The 18,598-nt window shown below is 56.6% G+C and carries 21 protein-coding genes and 1 pseudogene; 16 read left to right on the top strand and 6 right to left on the bottom strand.

Going from position 1 to position 18,598, the window contains the following annotated elements:
• The first annotated feature begins 54 nt into the window (after positions 1-54).
• From AB9F27_RS20625 to AB9F27_RS20575, 11 genes are all read left to right on the top strand, one after another.
• Positions 55-1,581: a sugar ABC transporter ATP-binding protein gene (locus AB9F27_RS20625; protein WP_369758072.1), complete on the top strand. Its 1,527-nt coding sequence runs from the start codon at positions 55-57 to the stop codon at positions 1,579-1,581.
• Positions 1,574-2,539 (top strand): ABC transporter permease, encoded by a 966-nt coding sequence (locus AB9F27_RS20620; RefSeq protein WP_335586664.1) that lies wholly within the window; start codon positions 1,574-1,576, stop codon positions 2,537-2,539. Before AB9F27_RS20625 ends, AB9F27_RS20620 begins: the two co-directional genes overlap by 8 nt.
• The gene (locus AB9F27_RS20615; RefSeq protein WP_335586665.1) at positions 2,536-3,489 is read left to right on the top strand and encodes an ABC transporter permease; all 954 of its coding nucleotides are present in this window, start codon (positions 2,536-2,538) and stop codon (positions 3,487-3,489) included. Before AB9F27_RS20620 ends, AB9F27_RS20615 begins: the two co-directional genes overlap by 4 nt.
• Position 3,490: 1 nt before the next feature.
• Complete coding sequence (locus tag AB9F27_RS20610) at positions 3,491-4,453, top strand: SMP-30/gluconolactonase/LRE family protein (protein WP_335586666.1); 963 nt, start codon at positions 3,491-3,493, stop codon at positions 4,451-4,453.
• On the top strand, positions 4,453-5,349 hold the full coding sequence (ltnD, locus tag AB9F27_RS20605) for an L-threonate dehydrogenase (RefSeq protein ID WP_369758071.1): 897 nt from the start codon (positions 4,453-4,455) through the stop codon (positions 5,347-5,349). Before AB9F27_RS20610 ends, ltnD begins: the two co-directional genes overlap by 1 nt.
• Complete coding sequence (gene otnK, locus AB9F27_RS20600) at positions 5,349-6,602, top strand: 3-oxo-tetronate kinase (protein WP_335586668.1); 1,254 nt, start codon at positions 5,349-5,351, stop codon at positions 6,600-6,602. The genes ltnD and otnK overlap by 1 nt, the downstream gene beginning before the upstream one ends.
• Positions 6,595-7,242: an aldolase gene (locus AB9F27_RS20595; protein ID WP_335586669.1), complete on the top strand. Its 648-nt coding sequence runs from the start codon at positions 6,595-6,597 to the stop codon at positions 7,240-7,242. The genes otnK and AB9F27_RS20595 overlap by 8 nt, the downstream gene beginning before the upstream one ends.
• Positions 7,239-8,003 carry a TIM barrel protein gene (locus AB9F27_RS20590; protein ID WP_335586670.1) on the top strand — a complete coding sequence of 255 codons (765 nt, stop codon included), beginning with the start codon at positions 7,239-7,241 and terminating at the stop codon, positions 8,001-8,003. The genes AB9F27_RS20595 and AB9F27_RS20590 overlap by 4 nt, the downstream gene beginning before the upstream one ends.
• 525 nt (positions 8,004-8,528) lie before the next feature.
• Positions 8,529-8,939: a DoxX family protein gene (locus AB9F27_RS20585; protein ID WP_015496914.1), complete on the top strand. Its 411-nt coding sequence runs from the start codon at positions 8,529-8,531 to the stop codon at positions 8,937-8,939.
• 93 nt (positions 8,940-9,032) lie between these two features.
• Positions 9,033-9,674, top strand: coding sequence for a CDGSH iron-sulfur domain-containing protein (locus AB9F27_RS20580; RefSeq protein WP_335586765.1), 642 nt, complete (start codon positions 9,033-9,035; stop codon positions 9,672-9,674).
• A 5-nt stretch (positions 9,675-9,679) separates the two neighbouring features.
• Positions 9,680-10,510 carry a pirin family protein gene (locus AB9F27_RS20575; protein WP_335586764.1) on the top strand — a complete coding sequence of 277 codons (831 nt, stop codon included), beginning with the start codon at positions 9,680-9,682 and terminating at the stop codon, positions 10,508-10,510.
• Between the two features lie 13 nt (positions 10,511-10,523).
• Here AB9F27_RS20575 and AB9F27_RS20570 read toward each other — a convergent pair whose 3' ends face one another.
• The gene (locus AB9F27_RS20570; RefSeq protein ID WP_369758087.1) at positions 10,524-11,408 is read right to left on the bottom strand and encodes a LysR substrate-binding domain-containing protein; all 885 of its coding nucleotides are present in this window, start codon (positions 11,406-11,408) and stop codon (positions 10,524-10,526) included.
• Positions 11,409-11,530: 122 nt separating this feature from the next.
• Here AB9F27_RS20570 and AB9F27_RS20565 point away from each other — a divergent pair, with 122 nt between their 5' ends.
• Positions 11,531-12,301 (top strand): isochorismatase family protein, encoded by a 771-nt coding sequence (locus tag AB9F27_RS20565; RefSeq protein ID WP_335586763.1) that lies wholly within the window; start codon positions 11,531-11,533, stop codon positions 12,299-12,301.
• Positions 12,301-12,552, top strand: coding sequence for a hypothetical protein (locus AB9F27_RS20560; RefSeq protein WP_335586762.1), 252 nt, complete (start codon positions 12,301-12,303; stop codon positions 12,550-12,552). The genes AB9F27_RS20565 and AB9F27_RS20560 overlap by 1 nt, the downstream gene beginning before the upstream one ends.
• Positions 12,553-13,000: 448 nt before the next feature.
• Here the strand turns inward: AB9F27_RS20560 and AB9F27_RS20555 are convergent, their stop codons facing one another.
• From AB9F27_RS20555 to AB9F27_RS20545, 3 genes and pseudogenes are all read right to left on the bottom strand, one after another.
• A complete protein-coding gene (locus AB9F27_RS20555; protein ID WP_369758070.1) occupies positions 13,001-14,107 on the bottom strand; it encodes a tyrosine-type recombinase/integrase in 1,107 nt (368 codons plus the stop codon).
• Positions 14,108-14,206: 99 nt separating this feature from the next.
• Positions 14,207-15,325: pseudogene (gene tnpC / locus AB9F27_RS20550) on the bottom strand (IS66 family transposase).
• The gene (locus tag AB9F27_RS20545; RefSeq protein WP_369758069.1) at positions 15,270-15,629 is read right to left on the bottom strand and encodes a DUF6444 domain-containing protein; all 360 of its coding nucleotides are present in this window, start codon (positions 15,627-15,629) and stop codon (positions 15,270-15,272) included. Before AB9F27_RS20545 ends, tnpC begins: the two are co-directional and overlap by 56 nt.
• Before the next feature lie 241 nt (positions 15,630-15,870).
• On the opposite strand from AB9F27_RS20545, the gene AB9F27_RS20540 reads away from it, so the two are divergent.
• Complete coding sequence (locus AB9F27_RS20540; protein WP_369758068.1) at positions 15,871-16,146, top strand: hypothetical protein; 276 nt, start codon at positions 15,871-15,873, stop codon at positions 16,144-16,146.
• A gap of 230 nt (positions 16,147-16,376) precedes the next feature.
• Positions 16,377-16,613 carry a hypothetical protein gene (locus AB9F27_RS20535; protein ID WP_369758067.1) on the top strand — a complete coding sequence of 79 codons (237 nt, stop codon included), beginning with the start codon at positions 16,377-16,379 and terminating at the stop codon, positions 16,611-16,613.
• A gap of 66 nt (positions 16,614-16,679) precedes the next feature.
• Here AB9F27_RS20535 and AB9F27_RS20530 read toward each other — a convergent pair whose 3' ends face one another.
• A complete protein-coding gene (locus AB9F27_RS20530; RefSeq protein WP_369758086.1) occupies positions 16,680-16,910 on the bottom strand; it encodes a hypothetical protein in 231 nt (76 codons plus the stop codon).
• Between the two features lie 486 nt (positions 16,911-17,396).
• On the opposite strand from AB9F27_RS20530, the gene AB9F27_RS20525 reads away from it, so the two are divergent.
• Positions 17,397-18,146 carry an IS110 family transposase gene (locus AB9F27_RS20525; protein ID WP_369758066.1) on the top strand — a complete coding sequence of 250 codons (750 nt, stop codon included), beginning with the start codon at positions 17,397-17,399 and terminating at the stop codon, positions 18,144-18,146.
• Between the two features lie 58 nt (positions 18,147-18,204).
• Here AB9F27_RS20525 and AB9F27_RS20520 read toward each other — a convergent pair whose 3' ends face one another.
• The gene (locus tag AB9F27_RS20520; RefSeq protein WP_369758065.1) at positions 18,205-18,459 is read right to left on the bottom strand and encodes an integrase core domain-containing protein; all 255 of its coding nucleotides are present in this window, start codon (positions 18,457-18,459) and stop codon (positions 18,205-18,207) included.
• Positions 18,460-18,598: the final 139 nt, after the last annotated feature.

The raw sequence follows: 18,598 nt of genomic DNA, 5'->3' as shown, positions 1-18,598 counted from the left end.
TGTTCCGGCAGCGTCGCGTTGCCGGAACGCTCCCTTTAAAGCGGACGGCCTGTGATGCCTCGATCTGAACACCCTATTGTGCGCCTTCGCGGCGTCTCTAAAGTCTATGGCGCGACCCGGGCATTGTCCGACGTTGATTTTTCGTGTTTCGGCGGCGAAATCCACGCAGTGCTGGGCGAGAATGGTGCCGGCAAATCAACATTGATGAAACTCGTCTCAGGGGTCATTCAACCGACATCTGGTGACATTGAAGTCGACAATGCCGTCACCCGACTAAAGGGCCCCGCTGATGCGATGTCGCGCGGGCTTGTCTGCATGTTTCAGGAGCTGTCCTTGGTGCCAGACCTGAGCGTGCGTGAAAACCTTATGCTTGGCGCGGTTGGCACTGGATTGGGTCGGCTAGACACCGGCGTCGTGCGACGCGCGCAGAGCATATTGGCACAGATTGACGGCGGCGCGATTGGAATGAAAACCCGCGTAGCCGATCTGTCGCTGGCTGAGCGGCAACAAGTTGAAATCGCCAAGGCCCTGACTCGCGATCCAAAGCTGCTGATCTTGGATGAGGCAACCTCCGCCCTGAACGCATCTGTCGTGGAGAAAGTGTTTCGACTTATCCGCGCGGAGCGAGATCGAGGCGTCGGCGTGTTGTTCATTTCGCATCGGTTTCATGAGATCGAGAGCCTTGCCGACCGCATTTCGATTTTCCGCAATGGCACGCATGTCGAAACCTTCGACAACGGCGCCTACAACTACGGTGCAATCATCAGCAAGATGGTTGGCCAGCGCATTGATGACCTGTTTCCCCCAAAACCTGCGTCAGATGCAGAGGCAGAAGAAGTGCTGCGCCTTGATGGGTTCGGCTGGGCGGATAATTTGAAGGATGTGTCTATCGTCTTGCGCAAAGGGCAGATCACCGGCCTTGGCGGGCTTGACGGACAAGGGCAAGGCAATGTCTTGCAAGGATTGTTTGGCCTTCTTAAGGGCACTCAAGGGCGATGCATTGTGGGCGGAACACCTGTTTCGATCAATCACCCCAAGCAGGCGAAGAACCCTAAATTGGGTATCGCCCTTGTACCCGAAGACCGCAAAACCGAAGGGCTTATTCTTGATCAGAGCATTGCCCGAAATCTGGAACTCGCTGCCCTAGGCACTGACGGGATCAATGCGTCCGATGCCTCAATTTATCAGCCGTTTTTGGATGCCCTTGAATTGAAGTGCGACAGCCTGGATCAGCCTGTCAGTCAGTTGTCAGGCGGAAATCAACAAAAGGTTGCTTTGACCAAATGGCTGGCTCTCGGGCCGCGCTGCATGCTGCTGGCCGATCCAACCCGCGGGATCGACGTGAAAACCAAAACACAAATCTACGCGTTGCTACGGCGGTTGGCCGATAGCGGCGTCGCGATCCTCCTCGTTTCAACCGACTATGAAGAGCTGATCCACCTGTGTGATGAGACGCACATTTTCTATCAAGGACGTGTCGTGCGGCACCTGACAGGAAGTGACGTCACAGCCGAAGCAATCATCGCGGCGTCCTTGAACATACCCTCATCCGAACAAACCCCAGAGGCCGCCAATGCGTAATCTGCTCAGAGCCAATCAACGGGAGGCCATCGCAATTCTAGTGCTGGCTGTTCTACTTTCGCTCTACCTTACAACCCACCCTACCGGGCCCAATACATACGTAATCACAATTTGGGCCAACCAATGTCTAATCCTCGCTTTGGCCGCGATTGCCCAGTTTTTCGCGGTGATTGTACGCGGCATTGATCTGTCCGTAGGAGCCGTGATGGCGCTGACGAATTGCGTCGCCTCCTATCTGGTGATTGGCTCCGGGTTGGATATGGCTTTCGGGATTGCGGCGGTGCTCGCTGTCGGTGTGGCCTGCGGGCTATTCAACGGCGCACTTGTTGTGTTTGGTCGCATTCAACCAATTGTGGCGACACTTGCCACAGCGTCCTTGTTTGTTGGCTTGGCCTTGCTGCTGCGGCCAACGCCCGGCGGCCGGATCGACTATGATCTAGCGGATGCGTTCACGCTAGATGTCTTTGGCATTCCGTCGGCGCTGATCATAGCGGCTGCCATCATCGGCCTGTTCTGGCTGCCTTTACGCCGCACAGGTTTGGGCCTCGGGCTGTATGCTGTCGGGTCTTCTGAACAGGCCGCGTTTCAATCAGGAATGCCCGTGCCTTTGATCCGCCTCGCTTCATTCGCGATGGGCGGTTTGTTTGCAGGCCTTGCGGGCCTCTATTTCAGCTTTGTGACGACAACAGGAGATGCAGGGATCGGGCCCAATTACACACTGAACTCTATCGCAGCGGTCGTCTTGGGCGGCGTGGCATTGCGCGGGGGGGTTGGCACGTTGACCGGCGCGATGGCCGGGGCATTTATCCTGAAAACGATCAGTTCATTGATGTTCTTTTCTGGTCTTCCACCGCTGGCGCAACCTTTCATCGAAGGGCTGATCCTCGCGTGTGCCATCGCAATCGGCGGCGCAGGAGTGTTGCGGGTCAAGAACCGGTTGGAGGTGTTTGGGAAATGAATACGATCAAACAAAATCTGCCGAACCTCGACGCCTTGTTTCCATATCTCGGATCGGTTCTGTTGATCCTTGGCGGAAGTTACTTTTTCCCCCAAATTCTGGGCGTCGACTATCTGACGCAACAATTGCAGATTGCAGCGTTTCTGGGAGTCTTGGCCCTTGGTGCGACAATCGTCATCCTTTTGGGCCATATCGATCTTTCCGTGCCATGGATACTGGGCGGAGCGGCCATCATTTCAACTTCGCTGGCCGGCACAGGCAACCCGGCATTGATCGTCGCGGCCATCCCTGCGGCGCTGTTGTTCGGGGCCTTTGTCGGGATCATCAACGGCGTTGGCGTGGCAATCTTGCGTATCCCGTCGATGGTCTGGACTTTGGCGGTCAATTCAATGCTGCTTGGCGTGGCCGTTCTGAATACGGGAGGGTTCAACCCAAAGGGCGAAGCCAGCGCGACGATGACATGGTTGGCCACGGGTGATCTGGCGGGGCTTCCTGTGGCCTTCCTACTCTGGATGGCAGTGACTGGCGTGATTGGTTTGGTAATAAAAAAGTCGGCCTTCGGGCGCTACTTGTTCGCCATCGGATACAATGAAAAGGCGACATTTCTGTCAGGCGTCTCAACGCCTTCAGTGATTTTTGCGGCCTTCGCGATTGCCGGGCTTTGTTCGGCACTTGGCGGGGTCATGTTGGCGGGCTATGCCAATCAGGCCTATCAGTCTATGGGCGACCCGTTCCTGTTGCCTACGATCGCCGCTGTCGTCATAGGCGGCACGTCAATCCTTGGAGGACGCGGCAGCCTTGTCGGGACTGTTGGCGGGGTGCTTTTCATCACGCTTTTGACCTCCATTCTGTCGGTAATGCAAATCTCGGACGCGTGGCGCAACATCATATTTGGTCTGATCATTATCAGCATGCTGTTGCTGCAGACACTGCGCAGAAAGGGCAATTGACATGGATGCCACTTATGAAAGCTTCGATCCATCTTTCCTGGACCTGATTGACACCAATTACCCCCCCGAACTTATCGCGGAAGGTATGACATGGACAGAAGGCCCCGTATGGATGGGAGATCGCTTATATTTCAACGATATCCCTGCCAAGCGGATGATGATGTGGCGCGAAGATCGAGGGGTCACTACCGCTCTGCCCAACAGCGAGTTTGCGAACGGGAATACCCGCGACATGCAAGGACGTATGGTGTCGTGCGAACATGGCGGGCGGCGGGTCATCCGTCGGCACGCCCCTGAGGACGCCGCAGCAATAGAGGTGATCGCCGGCAGTTATGAGGGCAAGCGGCTGAATTCTCCCAACGATGTTGTCGTGCGTTCTGACGGGTCGGTCTGGTTCACAGACCCGCCCTACGGGATCAACTCGGATATCGAAGGTTATCCTGCCGAGAGTGAAATCGGAGGAAACTATGTATTCTGCGCGGATCCCGACGGGACGTTGACAGCCGTAGCCACCGACTTTGACAAGCCTAACGGGCTGGCATTCTCACCCGATGAAACGCAGCTTTATGTGGCCGATTCCGGCGCTATCCGCGGCGCGAGTTTTCCCGGTATCGACTACGAGCTGCCACACCACATCCGCGTGTTCGATGTGACTGGAACGACCCTATTCAATGGACGGGTCTTCGCCGAGATTTCGCCGGGCGTTCCCGATGGCCTGCGCATAGATCATGGCGGTCTTGTCTGGACCAGCGCGATGGATGGCATCCATTGCCTCGATCATGCTGGCAATTGTCTGGGTAAGATCCGACTGCCCGCACAGACGTCCAACCTGTGCTTTGGTGGGACATCCGGGACTGACATGTTCATCACATCCTCAGACACCGTCTGGCGCGTCAGATCGCACCGGACAGATGCTGCTCACGCCTACCTCGCCTCAACCAAACCCCAAAAAGGAACCATATGATGGCCATGCAAATCGCAGTAATAGGACTAGGTTCCATGGGCTTTGGGATGGCAAAATCCATGCTGCGTTCTGGACAACATACCTATGGCTTTGATCTGAGCCCGAAACAGGTTGCAGCGTTCCAGCAGGCAGGCGGGTCCGAAGGCGCTTTGGATGCGATCGCAGGTACGCTCGACGCGGTGGTCATCGTCGTTTTGAATGCAGCGCAAACCGAGGACGTACTGTTCGGAACGCAAGGGATTGCCGCATCGCTCAAACCGGGTGCGGTCGTGGTTGCATGTGCTACAGTAGCACCCGACTTTGCGCGCAAGATGGAAGAAAAATGCACGGATCTGGGGCTGCTTTATTTGGACGCGCCAATTTCCGGAGGCGCTAAAAAGGCGGCAGACGGCGTGCTGAGTATCATGGCGGCGGGTACCGCTGCGGCATTCAAGGCGGCTGATCCAATTCTTGATGCAACGGCTGCTACTGTCTTCAGACTTGGCGATGCGGCGGGCCCCGGTTCCGCGATGAAGGCCGTAAACCAATTGCTTGCAGGTGTGCATATTGCCGCAATGGCAGAAGCGCTAACCTTTGGCATGACGCAGGGTATATCCCCGCAAACATTTGTCGAGGTCATCAGCAAATGTGCGGGCACATCCTGGATGCTGGAAAATCGTGCGCCCCATATCGTCGATGGGGACTATACGCCGCATTCCTCTGTGAATATCTGGCCCAAGGATCTTGGCATCGTTCTCGATGTCGCAAAATCCGCGGGTTTTGGCGCACCCTTGACTGCCGCTGCGATGCAACAGTTCCTCGCGGCGGCGGGATCAGGCCTCGGGGCGGAGGACGATGCCGCCGTCGCCAAAGTCTATGCCCGCAACGCAGGGCTGGTTTTGCCGGGGGACGCATAATGCTATTGGGCTGCATTGGTGACGATTTTACTGGGTCGTCGGATTTAGCCAACACCCTATCCAAAAAGGGAATGACTTGCGTTCAATATGTAGGCGTTCCGGACGGCCCCGCCGCCGATCACGTCGAGGCAGGCGTTGTCGCGCTCAAGTCGCGGTCGATTGAACCCGAAGAGGCCGTTCGCCAGTCACTTGAGGCGCTGAAGTGGCTTCAGGCACAAGGGTGCACACAATTCTTTTTCAAGTACTGCTCTACCTTCGACTCGACGCCACAAGGCAACATTGGACCAGTTTCTGATGCGCTTGCTGATGCGCTGGGGGCACATAAGGTCATTGTATGCCCTGCGTTTCCGGGTACTGGCAGGTCTCTCTACAATGGCCATTTATTCGTAAATGATGTCTTGCTCAATGAAAGCGGGATGCAAAACCATCCACTGACGCCAATGACCGACCCCGACATCCGGCGCTGGCTTGCACCTCAGACAAAACACCGCGTCGGGCATGTCGCAGCGCTGCATGTCTTGGACGGTGCGGAGGCGATCAAGACTGCGCTTGAAGCCGAACATGCCGCGGGCAAACGTCTGATTGTCGTGGATGCCTTGCGCGATGCCGACCTGATTGAAATTGGTAAGGCGGCTGAGCAATTGCCGCTAATCACCGGTGGTTCTGGGGTGGCGCTTGGCCTGCCGGATAACTTCGCGCGGCGCGGCCAGATTTCGCAAACAGGTGCGTCTTGGCGCGGGCAGCCAGGTATGTGTGTGGCCCTGTCAGGATCATGTTCTACTGCCACACGGCGTCAAATTGCGTTGCATCGCCAAACCAACCCCGCGTTCGAGATTGACGCATGCGCTGTAATCACTGGCGCCCTTGTGCCGCAAACCGTCACAGACTGGCTTTTGCAAGCTGAAGGTGTGCCGCTGGCATATAGTTCCGCTGATCCTCAAGCTGTCACCGCCGTGCAGGCGCAATTTGGCCGCGAAAGAAGTTCCACTGAACTCGAAGGATTCTTTGCAACTCTCGCTCGGCAACTGGTTGCTGCCGGTGTTGGAAAAATCCTGACCGCGGGAGGTGAAACATCCGGCGCCATCGTCGAAGGCTTGCAGCTGAAAACGCTTGAGATCGGGCCAGAGATTGATCCCGGCGTCCCGGCTTTGCGGGGAGGCGATGCCTTAGTCATCGCGCTGAAGTCCGGAAATTTCGGCGCTGATGATTACTTTGCCAAAGCGGCAAAGATCTTGGGAGGCGCCGATGCCTGACACAGTCTTGCGCGAACAGATATGCCTACTGGCCAAATCGATGTTCGATAGAGGGCTGACGGGCGGTTCGACCGGCAATATCTCTGCCCGAACCGCGGATGGTGGCCTTCTTGTGTCGCCGACCGGAGCAAGTTTCGGCCGGCTGGACCCTACACGGCTGTCGCATTTCGACCGCTCAGGCCACTTTATCGATGGCGATCTGCCAACAAAGGAAATGCCCCTTCACACCGCATTTTATGACACCCGCAGCACAGCCGGTGCTGTGGTGCATCTGCACTCTTGTCATTCGGTCGCACTATCGATGATGCCAGATGCAGACCCGGACAACTTTCTGCCCCCGCTCACGCCATACGGGATCATTAAGCTGGGCAAGGTGCAACTACTCCCTTTTTTCTTGCCGGGCGATCCGGCCATGGGGCAAGCCGTCCGCGGTTTGGCGGGAAAACGCAGCGCGGTGATGCTTGCCAATCATGGGCCAGTTGTTGCGGCCAAAGACGTTGAGGCCGCCTGCAATGCGATCGAAGAACTCGAAGATACAGCGCGTCTGGCAATGATGACCCGCGGGATGCACCCAATTGGCCTGACGCCTGCGCAAGTCAACGAGGTGGTGACACGTTTTGATGTGGAGTGGGACGATTGACAAAATTCTCAGCAAACCTTGGTTTTCTGTGGTCGGATTTGGCCCTGCCTGACGCAATTCATGCGGCCAAGGCCGCCGGTTTCGACGCGGTTGAATGCCATTGGCCTTATGATGTCCCCGCAGGCGACGTGTTGTCTGCATTGCAAGCAACGAGCTTGAAAATGCTGGGACTAAACACGCGACGCGGCAATCCTGACCAAGGCGACAATGGTCTGTCTGCCCTGCCTGACCGCGTAAACGAGGCCCGCGCCGCCATTGACGAAGCACTTGCTTATGCTGTCGCGATCAAAGCTGCCAATATCCATGTCATGGCAGGGTTTAGTGAAGGGCAAACCGCCCATGACACATTTGTGGCCAACCTACGCTACGCAACAAAACTTGCCGACGCGCATGATGTCACGATCCTGATCGAGCCGCTTAACGGCTACGATGCACCGGGATATTTCCTCAAGACAACGGAACAGGCGAAGGCCATCATTCAAGAGCTGGCGGCACCAAACCTCAAATTGATGTTCGATTGCTACCATGTCCAACTGACCGAAGGCGACCTGACACACCGGCTGCAGGACTTGCTACCTATTGTTGGACACATTCAGTTCGCGTCAATTCCCGACAGGGGCACGCCCGATCATGGCGAAGTGAACTACGGCTATATATTTGAGGCGATCGCGTCGCTCGGGTTCACAGGGCCTCTCGGGGCTGAGTACAAACCGGTTGGCCCGACCAATGGAACGCTCGGCTGGATCCAAAAACTAGGGTAGTTGGCTAAAGCCGCAAAAATCGATTTTGAATCACTGCTCCTAATAGTCTTTTTTACGTTGGTGCATTTTGCAGCGGCGGTCATTTTGAACTCGAAGCCGTCGTTCGCCGCAAAGGCTACCAAGGTCCGCTAAGGGCCGTTCGCGACAACTGCACTAAGAGTTGTTTCGGAATTTTTATGCAAACGCAGCATTCGTCACTAAGGACGGGAAGCGGCCCTTCGCTGCAGGCGCGCGGTCTCAAGGGCGATCCAGCGAAAGCTGCCATTCATTGAGAGGTCGAAACCAAGAATGCTGCAATCGATCTAAAGGCAGCTCCGAGCCCATACTGCATAATGCTTCGCTGCACACATACAGTTCGGCACCAAATGACTTAGATTGTAGCAAAAGCTTGATCGGCCCCGTCCATCGCCATATTGTGCCATATTTGGAATAGTGTCGCCCAATTAACCCACTGGATAGCGTGCCGGAGTTCCAGATAGGTTCGTGGTGATCTCGGGTATCCGGGCAACACACCGGAGAGGCCAAATGCCATCTGTTCTGAACTACGCTGCGCCCCTAGGGCGGTTCCTTCTTTCCCTCATCTTCATCATTTCCGGTCTGGGCAAAATCGCAGGATATGCTGGTGCCGCGCAATATATGCAGGCGATGGGCGTGCCAACTGGGCTTCTTCCAGTCGTGATCCTGACTGAGGTCGCCTGCGGCATCGCGCTTCTTGTCGGCTGGCAGGCGCGGATCGCCGCGTTTCTGTTGGCGGGTTTCAGCCTTTTGTCCGGCATCCTGTTTCACCTGATCCCTGCAGGTGGCCTTGAAGGCATGGCCGCACAGGCCGAAATCACCAGCTTTCTGAAGAATGTCGCCATTGCCGGGGGCTTGCTGATGGTGACCGGTACCGGTGCAGGTGGTCTGTCACTGGACGCGCGGCGCACCGGTTCGTGATCCATCTGGCTGGCCTTGCCGTGCATTCCGGCGAACGCCTTGCGGGCCACATTCTGCCCATCCTCAGCCAAACCCCAAGCCAGGAGAAATCCCATGACTGAAGAAGTTGTCAAAGGCCGCGATGTCACCATTCGCTTCGACGCCAGCCGCTGTATCCACTCGCGCGGATGCGTGCTTGGCCACCCCGAGATCTATGTGCCGAATGTTCAGGGCGAATGGATCCACCCTGATGCTGCAAGCGCGGACACGGTGATGCTGACGGCGCTGAACTGCCCGTCGGGCGCGATCCGAGTCGCGCGCAATGACGGCACAGCCCATTCCGATGCGCCACCGGTCGTCAATACGGTGCGGGTGCGCGAAAACGGCCCCCTCGCCATCGAGGCGGACCTGTCGATCCGGGGTCAGGCGCAGGCCACCCCGCGCGCCACCCTGTGCCGTTGCGGCCAGTCGCAGAACAAGCCGTTTTGTGACGGTGCCCACGCTGCCGCAGGTTTCGCCGCCACAGGCGAGCCCGCAGCCAAGGATTTCACCGCCCTTGAGGTTCGCAATGGCCCGCTCAACGTCCAGCCTCTGCCGAATGGTCCGCTGCTGGTGACCGGCAATCTGGAGGTGGTCTCGGGCACTGGACGCACGACCGACAAGGTGACCAAGACGGCGCTTTGCCGCTGCGGCCAGTCGAAGAACAAGCCCTATTGCGACGGCAGCCATGTCGCTGCTGGCTTCGAGGCGGAGTGAGATCCATGACCAAGCTACGCCCCATCGTCGCCCGTGCACGTGGCCATCAGCACGGGCCGATCAACCGCCTGATCAGCCCCGACGATCTGGGCGAAAGGCTGAAACCTTTCATCTTCCTCGATTTCTTCAATGCCGAGATCGAACCCGGCTTCGGATTCGGCATGCATCCCCATTCCGGGATCGCAACGCTGACCTGGCAACCCGGAACCGATGTCCGCTATTCGGACACCACCGGGCAGAACGGCATCCTGAAGGCGGGCGGACTGGAATGGATGAACGCAGGCGGCGGGGCCTGGCATCAGGGCAGCCTGATGGGTTCGGGCCGGGTGACCGGCTTTCAGCTTTGGGTCGCCATGCCACCGGGCGTCGAGGATGGTCCGTCCTCTGGCCAGTATATCCCGCCTGCGGACGTGGCCCAGACCCCAATTCCCGGCGGCACCCTGCGCGTGCTGCTGGGCGAGATCGGCAAAGAAGCGGGGCGCGTGGCAAGCCCGATTACGTCGCAACAGGACATGACCTATCTGGTTGTAACCCTGTCGCCCGGGTCTCGCTGGTCCTTCACGCCACCTGAGGCGCATAGCACAGCCTTTGCCTTTGTATTTTCGGGTGCAGCCAATGTGCAGGGTGAGGCGGGAGGTGCGTCGCTGATGGTTCTCGGCGACAAGGGCGATATCGTCGTTGAAACGACGGATCAACCGGCCGAAGTGCTGATCGGGACAGCTGCCCCGCATCCCTATCCGCTGGTCTTGGGGCCAAGCTCGGTCCACACCAATGCGGCCTCTCTAGCCGCTGCGCAGACGCGCATTCGGCAGATCAGGCCCAATCTGCCGAAGTAAGGTTTGAACGGGGTCACTCGGCCGCGCCGAACACCTTCAGAGATTTCTGCACGAAATCCAGAAAGATGCGTGTCTTGACCGTATGCACCTTTGTCGCGGTGACGGCATAGATGGGAACCGGCCTGATCGACCAGTCGGGCAGGACGGCAACCAGATCGCCCTGCGCAAGATACGGCGAGGCCATCACCTCGTCTGCCGCCGCGATCCCCAGCCCGGCAGCGGCAAGCCGCAGGACAATTCCGGGCGCATTGGCTTGCACAGGGCCATGCACGGAGATTTCCTCCGTTTCATCGCCACGATGCAAGACCCAAGGCAGGGGCTCGCCGGACGACACGCTGAGGCATCGATGTACAGCCAGATCCAGAGGCGTCAGGGGTGTCCCAGCCGCTGCCAGATATGCCGGGCTGGCATAAAGCCCGCGGCGGGCCGTGATCAGTTTGCGCGCATAAAGATAGGGTTCGCGGGGCATACCGATGCGGATCGCCACATCCACGCCCTCGGACAATATATCTGCGCGGCGCGGATTGAGGTCCAGATGAAGATCGATCTCGGGGTGGCGCTCGTAAAACTCCACGATGACAGGCGCCAGAAAGGTCGTCGCAAAATCCGGTGTCACCGAGATGCGCAGGGTTCCGCGCGGGCGTCGGGTCAACTCGGAAAGCTCTGCCCGCGCGCCACGTGCCACCTCCACGATTTCCTCGCAGCGTGACAGGAACAGGGCCCCCGCTTCGGTGAGGTCAACCCGTCGCGTCGTGCGGACCAGAAGCTGGGTGCCAAGCCCCGCCTCAAGTTCAGCAATCCGCCGCGAAAGGGTTGATGCGGGCATGCCCAACCGGGCCGCAGCCTGACTGAAGTTTCGGGTCCGGGCCACTTCGACAAAGTGGGCAATGTCGCGCATGTCGTCCAACTTATTATCCCGTCAATGGCATACTGTAAGACAAAACGATAGCTTACATTCACCCGTGGCGCAATCTACGTTCCTGTCATGGCCTTGAACGGCATGAAAGGAAGAACCAGACCATGCAGGACACTCAACTGACACTCGGCAGACGCGGCTTTCTGGCGGGCACTGCCGCCGTCGCCGCCGCCACTGCGCTGACCGGCCTTGCCGGACCCACCGCCGCCCAGACACAAACCCAACCAATGGAGACCAAAATGCGCCCTGAAAACGGCCATCGCGCCCTGACTACTGAAAATACTGTCCTCCTCCTTGTTGACCATCAGGTCGGCACCATCGGCTGGGCCGGTGAGCTTGCTTCCGAAGAGGAACGCAACCAACTGAAGATGTGGACCCTCACCATCGCTCGCTTTGCAAAGTCGGCTGGGATGTCGATAGTGCTGACTTCGAGCTTAGAGACCGAGGATCAGGGGCCGCTGTTCCCTGAGCTGGAAGACATCATGCCCGAGGAATATGCCGCCCGCATCCAACGCCAAGGCGTCATCAATGCCTGGGACGATCCCGCTTTGGCCGATGCTGTGCGAGCGCCCGGCAAGAAAAACCTCCTAATCGGAGGCGTGACTACGGATGTTTGCCTAGTGCCACCCGCGCTATCAGCGAAAGATGAAGGATTCAACGTGGTGGCCCTAGTCGATATCTCTGCAGCAACGACGAAACTTGGTGCACAGACCAGTCTGACGCTGCTGAACAATGCGGGGATCGACCAGATGGTTGTGACGTCGATGATCACCTCGATGCTAGGTGACTACAAGAGCCCAGCATCGGGCGCCTTCTTTGAGGCGATGGGCAAAGAGGGCGTGTTCGAAGCCTATGCAAAAGGTAACTTGCGCTGATGTCCGCGCCCGAACCTTCGGGCGCTTTTCCTTCCGCGGCGGCACATCCGCCGCGGAAATGGAAGCAGATCGCCCTTGCCTTTGCCGTCGTCTATCCGCTGGTCACCTTGCTGAACACAGTGATCGCACCGCAAATCGCTTTCGTGGGCCAACCCCTTCGCGGCATCCTGATCGTCCTGTGCATGGCGACTGTGCTGACCTATGTCCTGCCATGGGCGAATAAACGGGCGGCCAAATGGCTTTCGAAGTGAATGGCTTCCAGAAATATTTACGGTCCCTACACATCCCCGACACCAAGCCGCAGACTTCGACTGAGTTATTGAAACGACCATCTTTTGTGGCCTCTGTTTCTATCCCGTGATCGCATTATAGGTGTTTCGATGTGAACCTTCCTCGGGTCGTTATTTCTTTGTTGTCGCTGCATTGAAATGAAGATCCAACGGCCGCTTAGTCCGCACAGTGTGAATTCAGACATCGCTCGATTTCGCGGTTGCGGCGAAAGTCCGCAATGACGGGCCGCACCGCAGCATCTTGAGGTGGTCGTGAACGGCAGCAATGGGCCGTTCGTGTCGACACCACGTTTGCCCATGGATACAAACGCAGCGAATGTCGGCTTGGCGCGCTATTTGGGCCCGTAGGCGCTGACGTCAGACGCTGCTTCCTATCATAATAAGTGAACGTGTCTGTTTTCGCTACGTTTCACCCCTCCCTTTTCCGGGCCCTCTCGGCGATCAAGTCCTTCGCCCTGAGGAACTCGGGCGTGCCGGGAGAGAGCCTGTGTTCGTGGTAGTCGAGGCAGAGATCCTTGTCGTCAGATGTCATGCTTGATCCCTGACCAATTGTTCGCAGCACGCTTTGTTTCTCGTCATCGGTCAGTTTCGCATAGTTACTCTCTGTTGTTTGTACGTTCGCGTGGCCAAGGTTTTTGGACCATGCTTTTTCCTCCACGCGATTGGTGCAGAGCCTGTTCCCTAGCGCCGTTAACGTGTGGCGTGCGCAATGGGGGGTATAGGAAGTACCCGCAACTTGACTTGCCACGGCAAATGCCTTGGTGATTGCGCCCTCAGATTTCAGGGTTGGGACGGCTCGACGGCTCGACGTGAGGCTTGGCTCCTGCGCTGTAAGTTCCCGAACGGCTGGGAACACCGCGTCCTTCGCCTCAAATCCAAGCTGCGTCAGCTCCTCTATCCATGCAACCACGATCCCCTGCAGGGGTTCCGTTGTGGCAAACCAATCGGCCACATAGTTCTTACCGTTTTTGGCGCGCATGAGCGTACCGTCCTGAGTAGCGGTGCGTTCCGTACAATCGATGTGCTCTAGGCGCAGGGTGCTCAACGCACCGGCGCGCAGTCCTGTGACAAATGCCATAGCGACAATGGCTTGATCGCGCCTCTCTTGTAGAGAGGATGCAGGCATGCCGAGCGCCATCTCTATGGCGGCCTCCATGGTCGGATGGCCCTTGGGCTGCGGGGCCAAGGTCTGCGCGTTAAGCGCGCGGCTTAACGTCAAATAATCCGCCAAATCACGTGGCAGCCGGCGATAGCCGCTTTGGTTAAGGAGCCATGCTAAAAACGCCTTCACGTGGGAGGCTTTATGGCGCACGGAAGAGCGGCTCAAAGCGTCCTCCCCGTGGTGTAGATTTGCGCGCTCGGAAAGATGCTGCCGATACGCATCCACGGATTTGATTGTGAGTGTTCTGAAGCCGGCGCCGCCGGTAAATTCCTCAAATTCGCGTATTGCGGCGAGGTGCGCATCGATGGTGGCTGCTGCATACTGTCCCGCAAAGAACTGCCAGTCAAACAGCACTCTATCGTTCAAGGACACTTGGAAATCTGACTCAGAACCCGCGTTTGTATCAATACCACCCAGAACTGCTCCTATTCTTTCGTGCCCGAATTCAGGTATTCAGCCGGAGCGCAGTCGTTCGATCAACTGATCTGACGGTTTCATCAGGGTTTCTATGATAGACCAACCCTGCTTGCGCGCGGTACATGTCACAGTGCGTAATGTGCAGAAAATCTCTGCCCCCCTCACGACGCGGAAACAACCTGATACTTTTTGCCTGACTTTGCCCATGCGCAAATCCCGTTCAGCCTCATTGTTGGTGAAGGGCACGTTTGGTTCGCTCAGAAAGCGGACGACCTCAGTTTTGCGCTTTTGCAGGCGCAGCGCAAGGTTGTGGCCGGTTCTGCGTTTGGGGCGACCTCGGCGCTTTTTGGCATCAGAGTTGGGTTGCAGAGGCGGCTGAGCTTCATGGAAACTCACCGCCTGGGTGAGTATTTCATCGTAGCGCTGCAGGAGCTCACCCACGACGTCAGCGTCTACTGTGAGATCATCGGTTCGGGTGTCTGCCAGGGTTTTAGCCTCATACAAAAAGGCTTTCATATCGGTAGCCCACGGCTCTTTCTCAATCACGATCAGCGCCTGGAGTTCGCGAAGATGATGGGCATTGCACAAAGCATGTTGGACACCTTCCATCGTGAAATACGGGCCCCAGTGATCGTGTACGACAAGACCAGAGACCCCCGTCAGAAGATCCCCCCTGCGGGACGAGACCCGGAAGTGGCTCAGGAGCGGCGAGCAGATCACATGTAGCTACTGAGTTTTCCCCGCCACTCGCAAGCCGGTCTCATCCAGATGTTTGACGGTCACTTGCGGCCCACTCAGCCCATCACATATGGCCTTTGCGAAGGGCTGTAGGCGATCAGCTGCGCGCCCGATAAGCCGGGCCAAGGTGGCTGGAACGGCCGAGAGTCCAAACAGATCAGACAACACAAGGGCGAGCCGTTCCTCTGGGATGCAATGATACGTCTGCAGGTAGCTGGCAATACCGGCGATCCGAGGGCCGTATTGAACGGGCCCCAAAACACCCTCAGGGAAGACCCCACGCGTGACAGCATCACACTGACCGCACCGACACAGATGTGCCCGGTGCTCGGTTACCTCCGGCGGCGGTGGCGCGGGCAAATCAACCACCTGACGCGCCGCACGCGTCACAAATCTCTGGATAGTGGTTGATGACATGGTCCGGCGTCGCCGACTGTCGCAGCGTCTCCCCTTTATGGCCCGGCTGGCCGCCGGTTTTGCGGTCGGATTTCCCCCTCAAGCTTTGCGTCCGCTTCTCTGCAGGGGGCTTCTTCAAACCGTCACTTGAAGGTGGGTGGCTGCTGGTCTTACTGTTCAGAGCCACTTGCCGCTCCAGCGCGTCGATCCGTTGCTCAAGCGCCGTAATCACTTCGCGCTGCTTCAAATAAGCAGCCTCAAAATAGGCCGCGCGGCCAGCAGTATCAGAAAAGGAAAGAAGCGGGAACTTTAAACCTTGAGCCATATACTCCTTGAGTCAGAATAGTGCCACCTAGTCAATCACATCCCTCAAATCAACATGCTGGGTAGTTACAAAAATACTTGATTTGGCGGCAAAAGCGTTTAAAACTGACCCCTAGTGGCAGGCCCTTTGGGGAATGCAGGATCAAGGATGTGGGATCCCCGGGTCACGACATTGAAGGAGCACTAAAGCCTGCCATAGGGCTGGCGGTGTGAATGACGATCTAGAATAAAGGAAAACACCAATGAATAAGCGAATTGTGCTGGTAACAGCAATCTTGGCAGCTGCATCACTCGCTGGATGCGTAGAAGACACGGGATCCACAAGCGCTCCACCCTCCAGTGGTCTGACGCCTGGCTCCAATGAGCAAGCCTATTTTGACGATGGCTGTGTTGCAGGTACGAGTGATGCCAAGGCGAGCATGAGCAGCGTCTATGAACGGTATTCTGACCAATATGACACCCGCTTTGAACCCTATTTCCGGCAGGGTTATGAGGCTTGCTGGGCTGCGAACCGATAACGTTCGGGGCGCTAAATGCAAAATCCGATACCAATTCTATGATTGGTATCGGAGAGATGCTGGGAAATATGATGCTGTGAAATATGATGCTGTGAAACCGCATCGTTTACCGTCGCCAGACAAGTGTATTTGCATTCATTTTATCTTTGCGATGGCGCGTTTGGTTCTCGCGTGCCGATGTTTTTTGACACATGCGTGAGTAATCCAAAAATAAAAAAATGAGGTACGAAATGGGAAAAACTATAATTACGCTGATTATCGGATTTGCAATGAATGACAGCGTGGACATTCCCGAAGATACGTTAAAGTCTCCGCTCAGCTTTAAAACGGATAGCCAAGCCGCGTTTCAGGCCGACCGTATCGGAAACATTACAATCGCAGACAGTTTTATAGCCTCTTTGCATGTCAAAGAGGCGCCGTGGAAAACGGCAGATGGGGTCGCAGATCCACGAATAAAAAGCTATTAAAGCTATTCGAATTGATGCCAACCCGAGTAGATCGGCGAATTCCAATGAAAGCAATTTCTCAATCGCTCAATCAAAAGGTTTGGGTTCTTTGTCCGCAACGGCAAGATCAGACCGCAACCAAGATAGAATAGTCTGATAGCAAACAGCGACGATCACAGGTCCGAGAAAAAGGCCCACAATTCCCCAGGTAATCAAACCACCGATGGCCCCCAGAAATGCGAGAATGGCGGGCAGGTTCGCACCTCTCGCTACGACCAAAGTCTTTACCACGTTGTCCGTAAGGCCGACGACAATCAGGAGGCCCGCCGCATGATATCCGCGCGCGATACATTGCCAAATGGCCCCTCAACCGCAAGCTACACGGCGCACGGCACATCAGTCCTGTGCAAATTTATAAGAAGGTGGCCCAAAAATTGCCGGAACCTGTGGGAAGCAACGTATATCGTCGGAAAACCTGAAAACCCGGTGATGACGCTGAGCACACAAGCCCCGCGAACGCATTCTGACCAGTCGGATATAACGCAGGCCCACCCCTCTAATCCCCATAAACACCGCTGATCCACCCAGACCAACCCCGCGATTTCCCGCTTGGGCGCTTCTCCGACGCCAGGCAACGCACCGCTCAACTCAAACGCATCGCATGGCGTCCGAGAAACCTGCATCACTGCGGACCTTCGTGTTTGCCGCATCGAACGACATGGTGTGTCTGTGGGTGCCGCTCTCCTTGGGCAAACGAGGTACAGTATACTGGCCTCAATGAAGCAGCCACATAGGAGAACGACAATGGCATATTATGTTGGATTAGACGTATCCGTCAAAGAAACGTCGATTTGTATTATGGATGACAAAGGCGTTGTTGCCGCGCGCACGGATGTCTCAACAGATCCTGATCTGATCTCGCGCTTTATCTCGAAGCACGCGTCAGAGGTAGAGCGGGTCGTTCATGAGAGCGGCATTCTAGCGATTTGGCTCACCCGCGAGCTAGAGAAACGTGGGGTGCCAATCATTTGCATCGATGCACGTCTGGCGCACAAAGCGTTGTCGGGGCGCATTAACAAATCCGATCAGGGCGACGCTGAAGGACTGGCGCAACTGGCCCGTACTGGCTGGTTCACTCAAGTCCACATTCGCAGCGAAGCATCCGAGCGCGTGCGCGTTCTCATTGGTGCCCGCGAGCGGCTGATCCGCATGCGTAAGGATCTCGAAGGTCACGTGCGTGGCGTGTTAAAGGTGTTCGGCATTTGCATGAAGCCGGTTGGGACGGGAAAGTTGCGAGGGGGCTTTCGTGATCAGCTTGCCGCTGCAACGGATGCAGATCCAGCGATTGAGCTGTTGGCAGAAGTGTTTCTTCCTCTGCACAAGACACTCTGCATTGCCAGAGATGCGCTGGACGAAGAAGTAAGGATGATGGCACGCGAAAGTGACCTAGCACGTCGACTGATGACTGTTCCGGGTGTCGGCCCCATCGTCGCGTTGGCATACATCGCAACGCTGGACGACGAAAAGCGGTTTAGGAGGTCGGTTGATGTTTGAAGTGGTCCTGCGTTTTAGGACAGGTTTGCGGCTTAGCTAAGATGCATCTGGTTTATGTTCATGCCACTTTTCGTGTTTCTGCTTGCCCAAAGTATGCGACGTCCGGTGTTCGCTTATCAAGGGCGGTGTGAGGGCGCTCTGAGTTGTAGAATCTGATCCAGTTATCAATGATCCGTTTTGCTTGAAACCCATCGGTGATCTCGTGCAAGTAAACGGCCTCCTGTTTCAAGGAGCGCCACAGTCTTTCGATAAAGATGTTGTCCAGATATCGGCCCCGACCATCCATAGATATCTTTATGTTGGCTTCAGTCAAAGTTGTGATCCAGCCCGCGCCTGTATATTGGCTGCCCTGGACGCCCTTCTAAGTGTCAAGCGGCAATCTGAGCCTGATTAATCTGTTTGTGGCGTCGCGCAATGATGTTGAAGACTTCTCGTGCTATGTATCTTTTGAG

This window comes from Falsihalocynthiibacter sp. CO-5D18, from assembly GCF_041205445.1.
Taxonomy (GTDB): domain Bacteria; phylum Pseudomonadota; class Alphaproteobacteria; order Rhodobacterales; family Rhodobacteraceae; genus Falsihalocynthiibacter; species Falsihalocynthiibacter arcticus.
Note: the sequence above shows the minus strand (reverse complement) of the source record. Positions and strands in the feature narration are given on the sequence as shown.

Excerpts from the sequence above, each read along its gene's own strand:
- AB9F27_RS20625 (WP_369758072.1), top strand. The coding sequence starts at position 55 with ATGCCTCGATCTGAACACCCTATTGTGCGCCTTCGCGGCGTCTCTAAA.
- AB9F27_RS20620 (WP_335586664.1), top strand. The coding sequence starts at position 1,574 with ATGCGTAATCTGCTCAGAGCCAATCAACGGGAGGCCATCGCAATTCTA.
- AB9F27_RS20615 (WP_335586665.1), top strand. The coding sequence starts at position 2,536 with ATGAATACGATCAAACAAAATCTGCCGAACCTCGACGCCTTGTTTCCA.
- AB9F27_RS20610 (WP_335586666.1), top strand. The coding sequence starts at position 3,491 with ATGGATGCCACTTATGAAAGCTTCGATCCATCTTTCCTGGACCTGATT.
- ltnD (WP_369758071.1), top strand. The coding sequence starts at position 4,453 with ATGGCCATGCAAATCGCAGTAATAGGACTAGGTTCCATGGGCTTTGGG.
- otnK (WP_335586668.1), top strand. The coding sequence starts at position 5,349 with ATGCTATTGGGCTGCATTGGTGACGATTTTACTGGGTCGTCGGATTTA.
- AB9F27_RS20595 (WP_335586669.1), top strand. The coding sequence starts at position 6,595 with ATGCCTGACACAGTCTTGCGCGAACAGATATGCCTACTGGCCAAATCG.
- AB9F27_RS20585 (WP_015496914.1), top strand. The coding sequence starts at position 8,529 with ATGCCATCTGTTCTGAACTACGCTGCGCCCCTAGGGCGGTTCCTTCTT.
- AB9F27_RS20580 (WP_335586765.1), top strand. The coding sequence starts at position 9,033 with ATGACTGAAGAAGTTGTCAAAGGCCGCGATGTCACCATTCGCTTCGAC.
- AB9F27_RS20575 (WP_335586764.1), top strand. The coding sequence starts at position 9,680 with ATGACCAAGCTACGCCCCATCGTCGCCCGTGCACGTGGCCATCAGCAC.
- AB9F27_RS20570 (WP_369758087.1), bottom strand. The coding sequence starts at position 11,408 with ATGCGCGACATTGCCCACTTTGTCGAAGTGGCCCGGACCCGAAACTTC.
- AB9F27_RS20565 (WP_335586763.1), top strand. The coding sequence starts at position 11,531 with ATGCAGGACACTCAACTGACACTCGGCAGACGCGGCTTTCTGGCGGGC.
- AB9F27_RS20560 (WP_335586762.1), top strand. The coding sequence starts at position 12,301 with ATGTCCGCGCCCGAACCTTCGGGCGCTTTTCCTTCCGCGGCGGCACAT.
- AB9F27_RS20545 (WP_369758069.1), bottom strand. The coding sequence starts at position 15,629 with ATGGCTCAAGGTTTAAAGTTCCCGCTTCTTTCCTTTTCTGATACTGCT.
- AB9F27_RS20540 (WP_369758068.1), top strand. The coding sequence starts at position 15,871 with ATGAATAAGCGAATTGTGCTGGTAACAGCAATCTTGGCAGCTGCATCA.
- AB9F27_RS20535 (WP_369758067.1), top strand. The coding sequence starts at position 16,377 with ATGGGAAAAACTATAATTACGCTGATTATCGGATTTGCAATGAATGAC.
- AB9F27_RS20525 (WP_369758066.1), top strand. The coding sequence starts at position 17,397 with ATGGCATATTATGTTGGATTAGACGTATCCGTCAAAGAAACGTCGATT.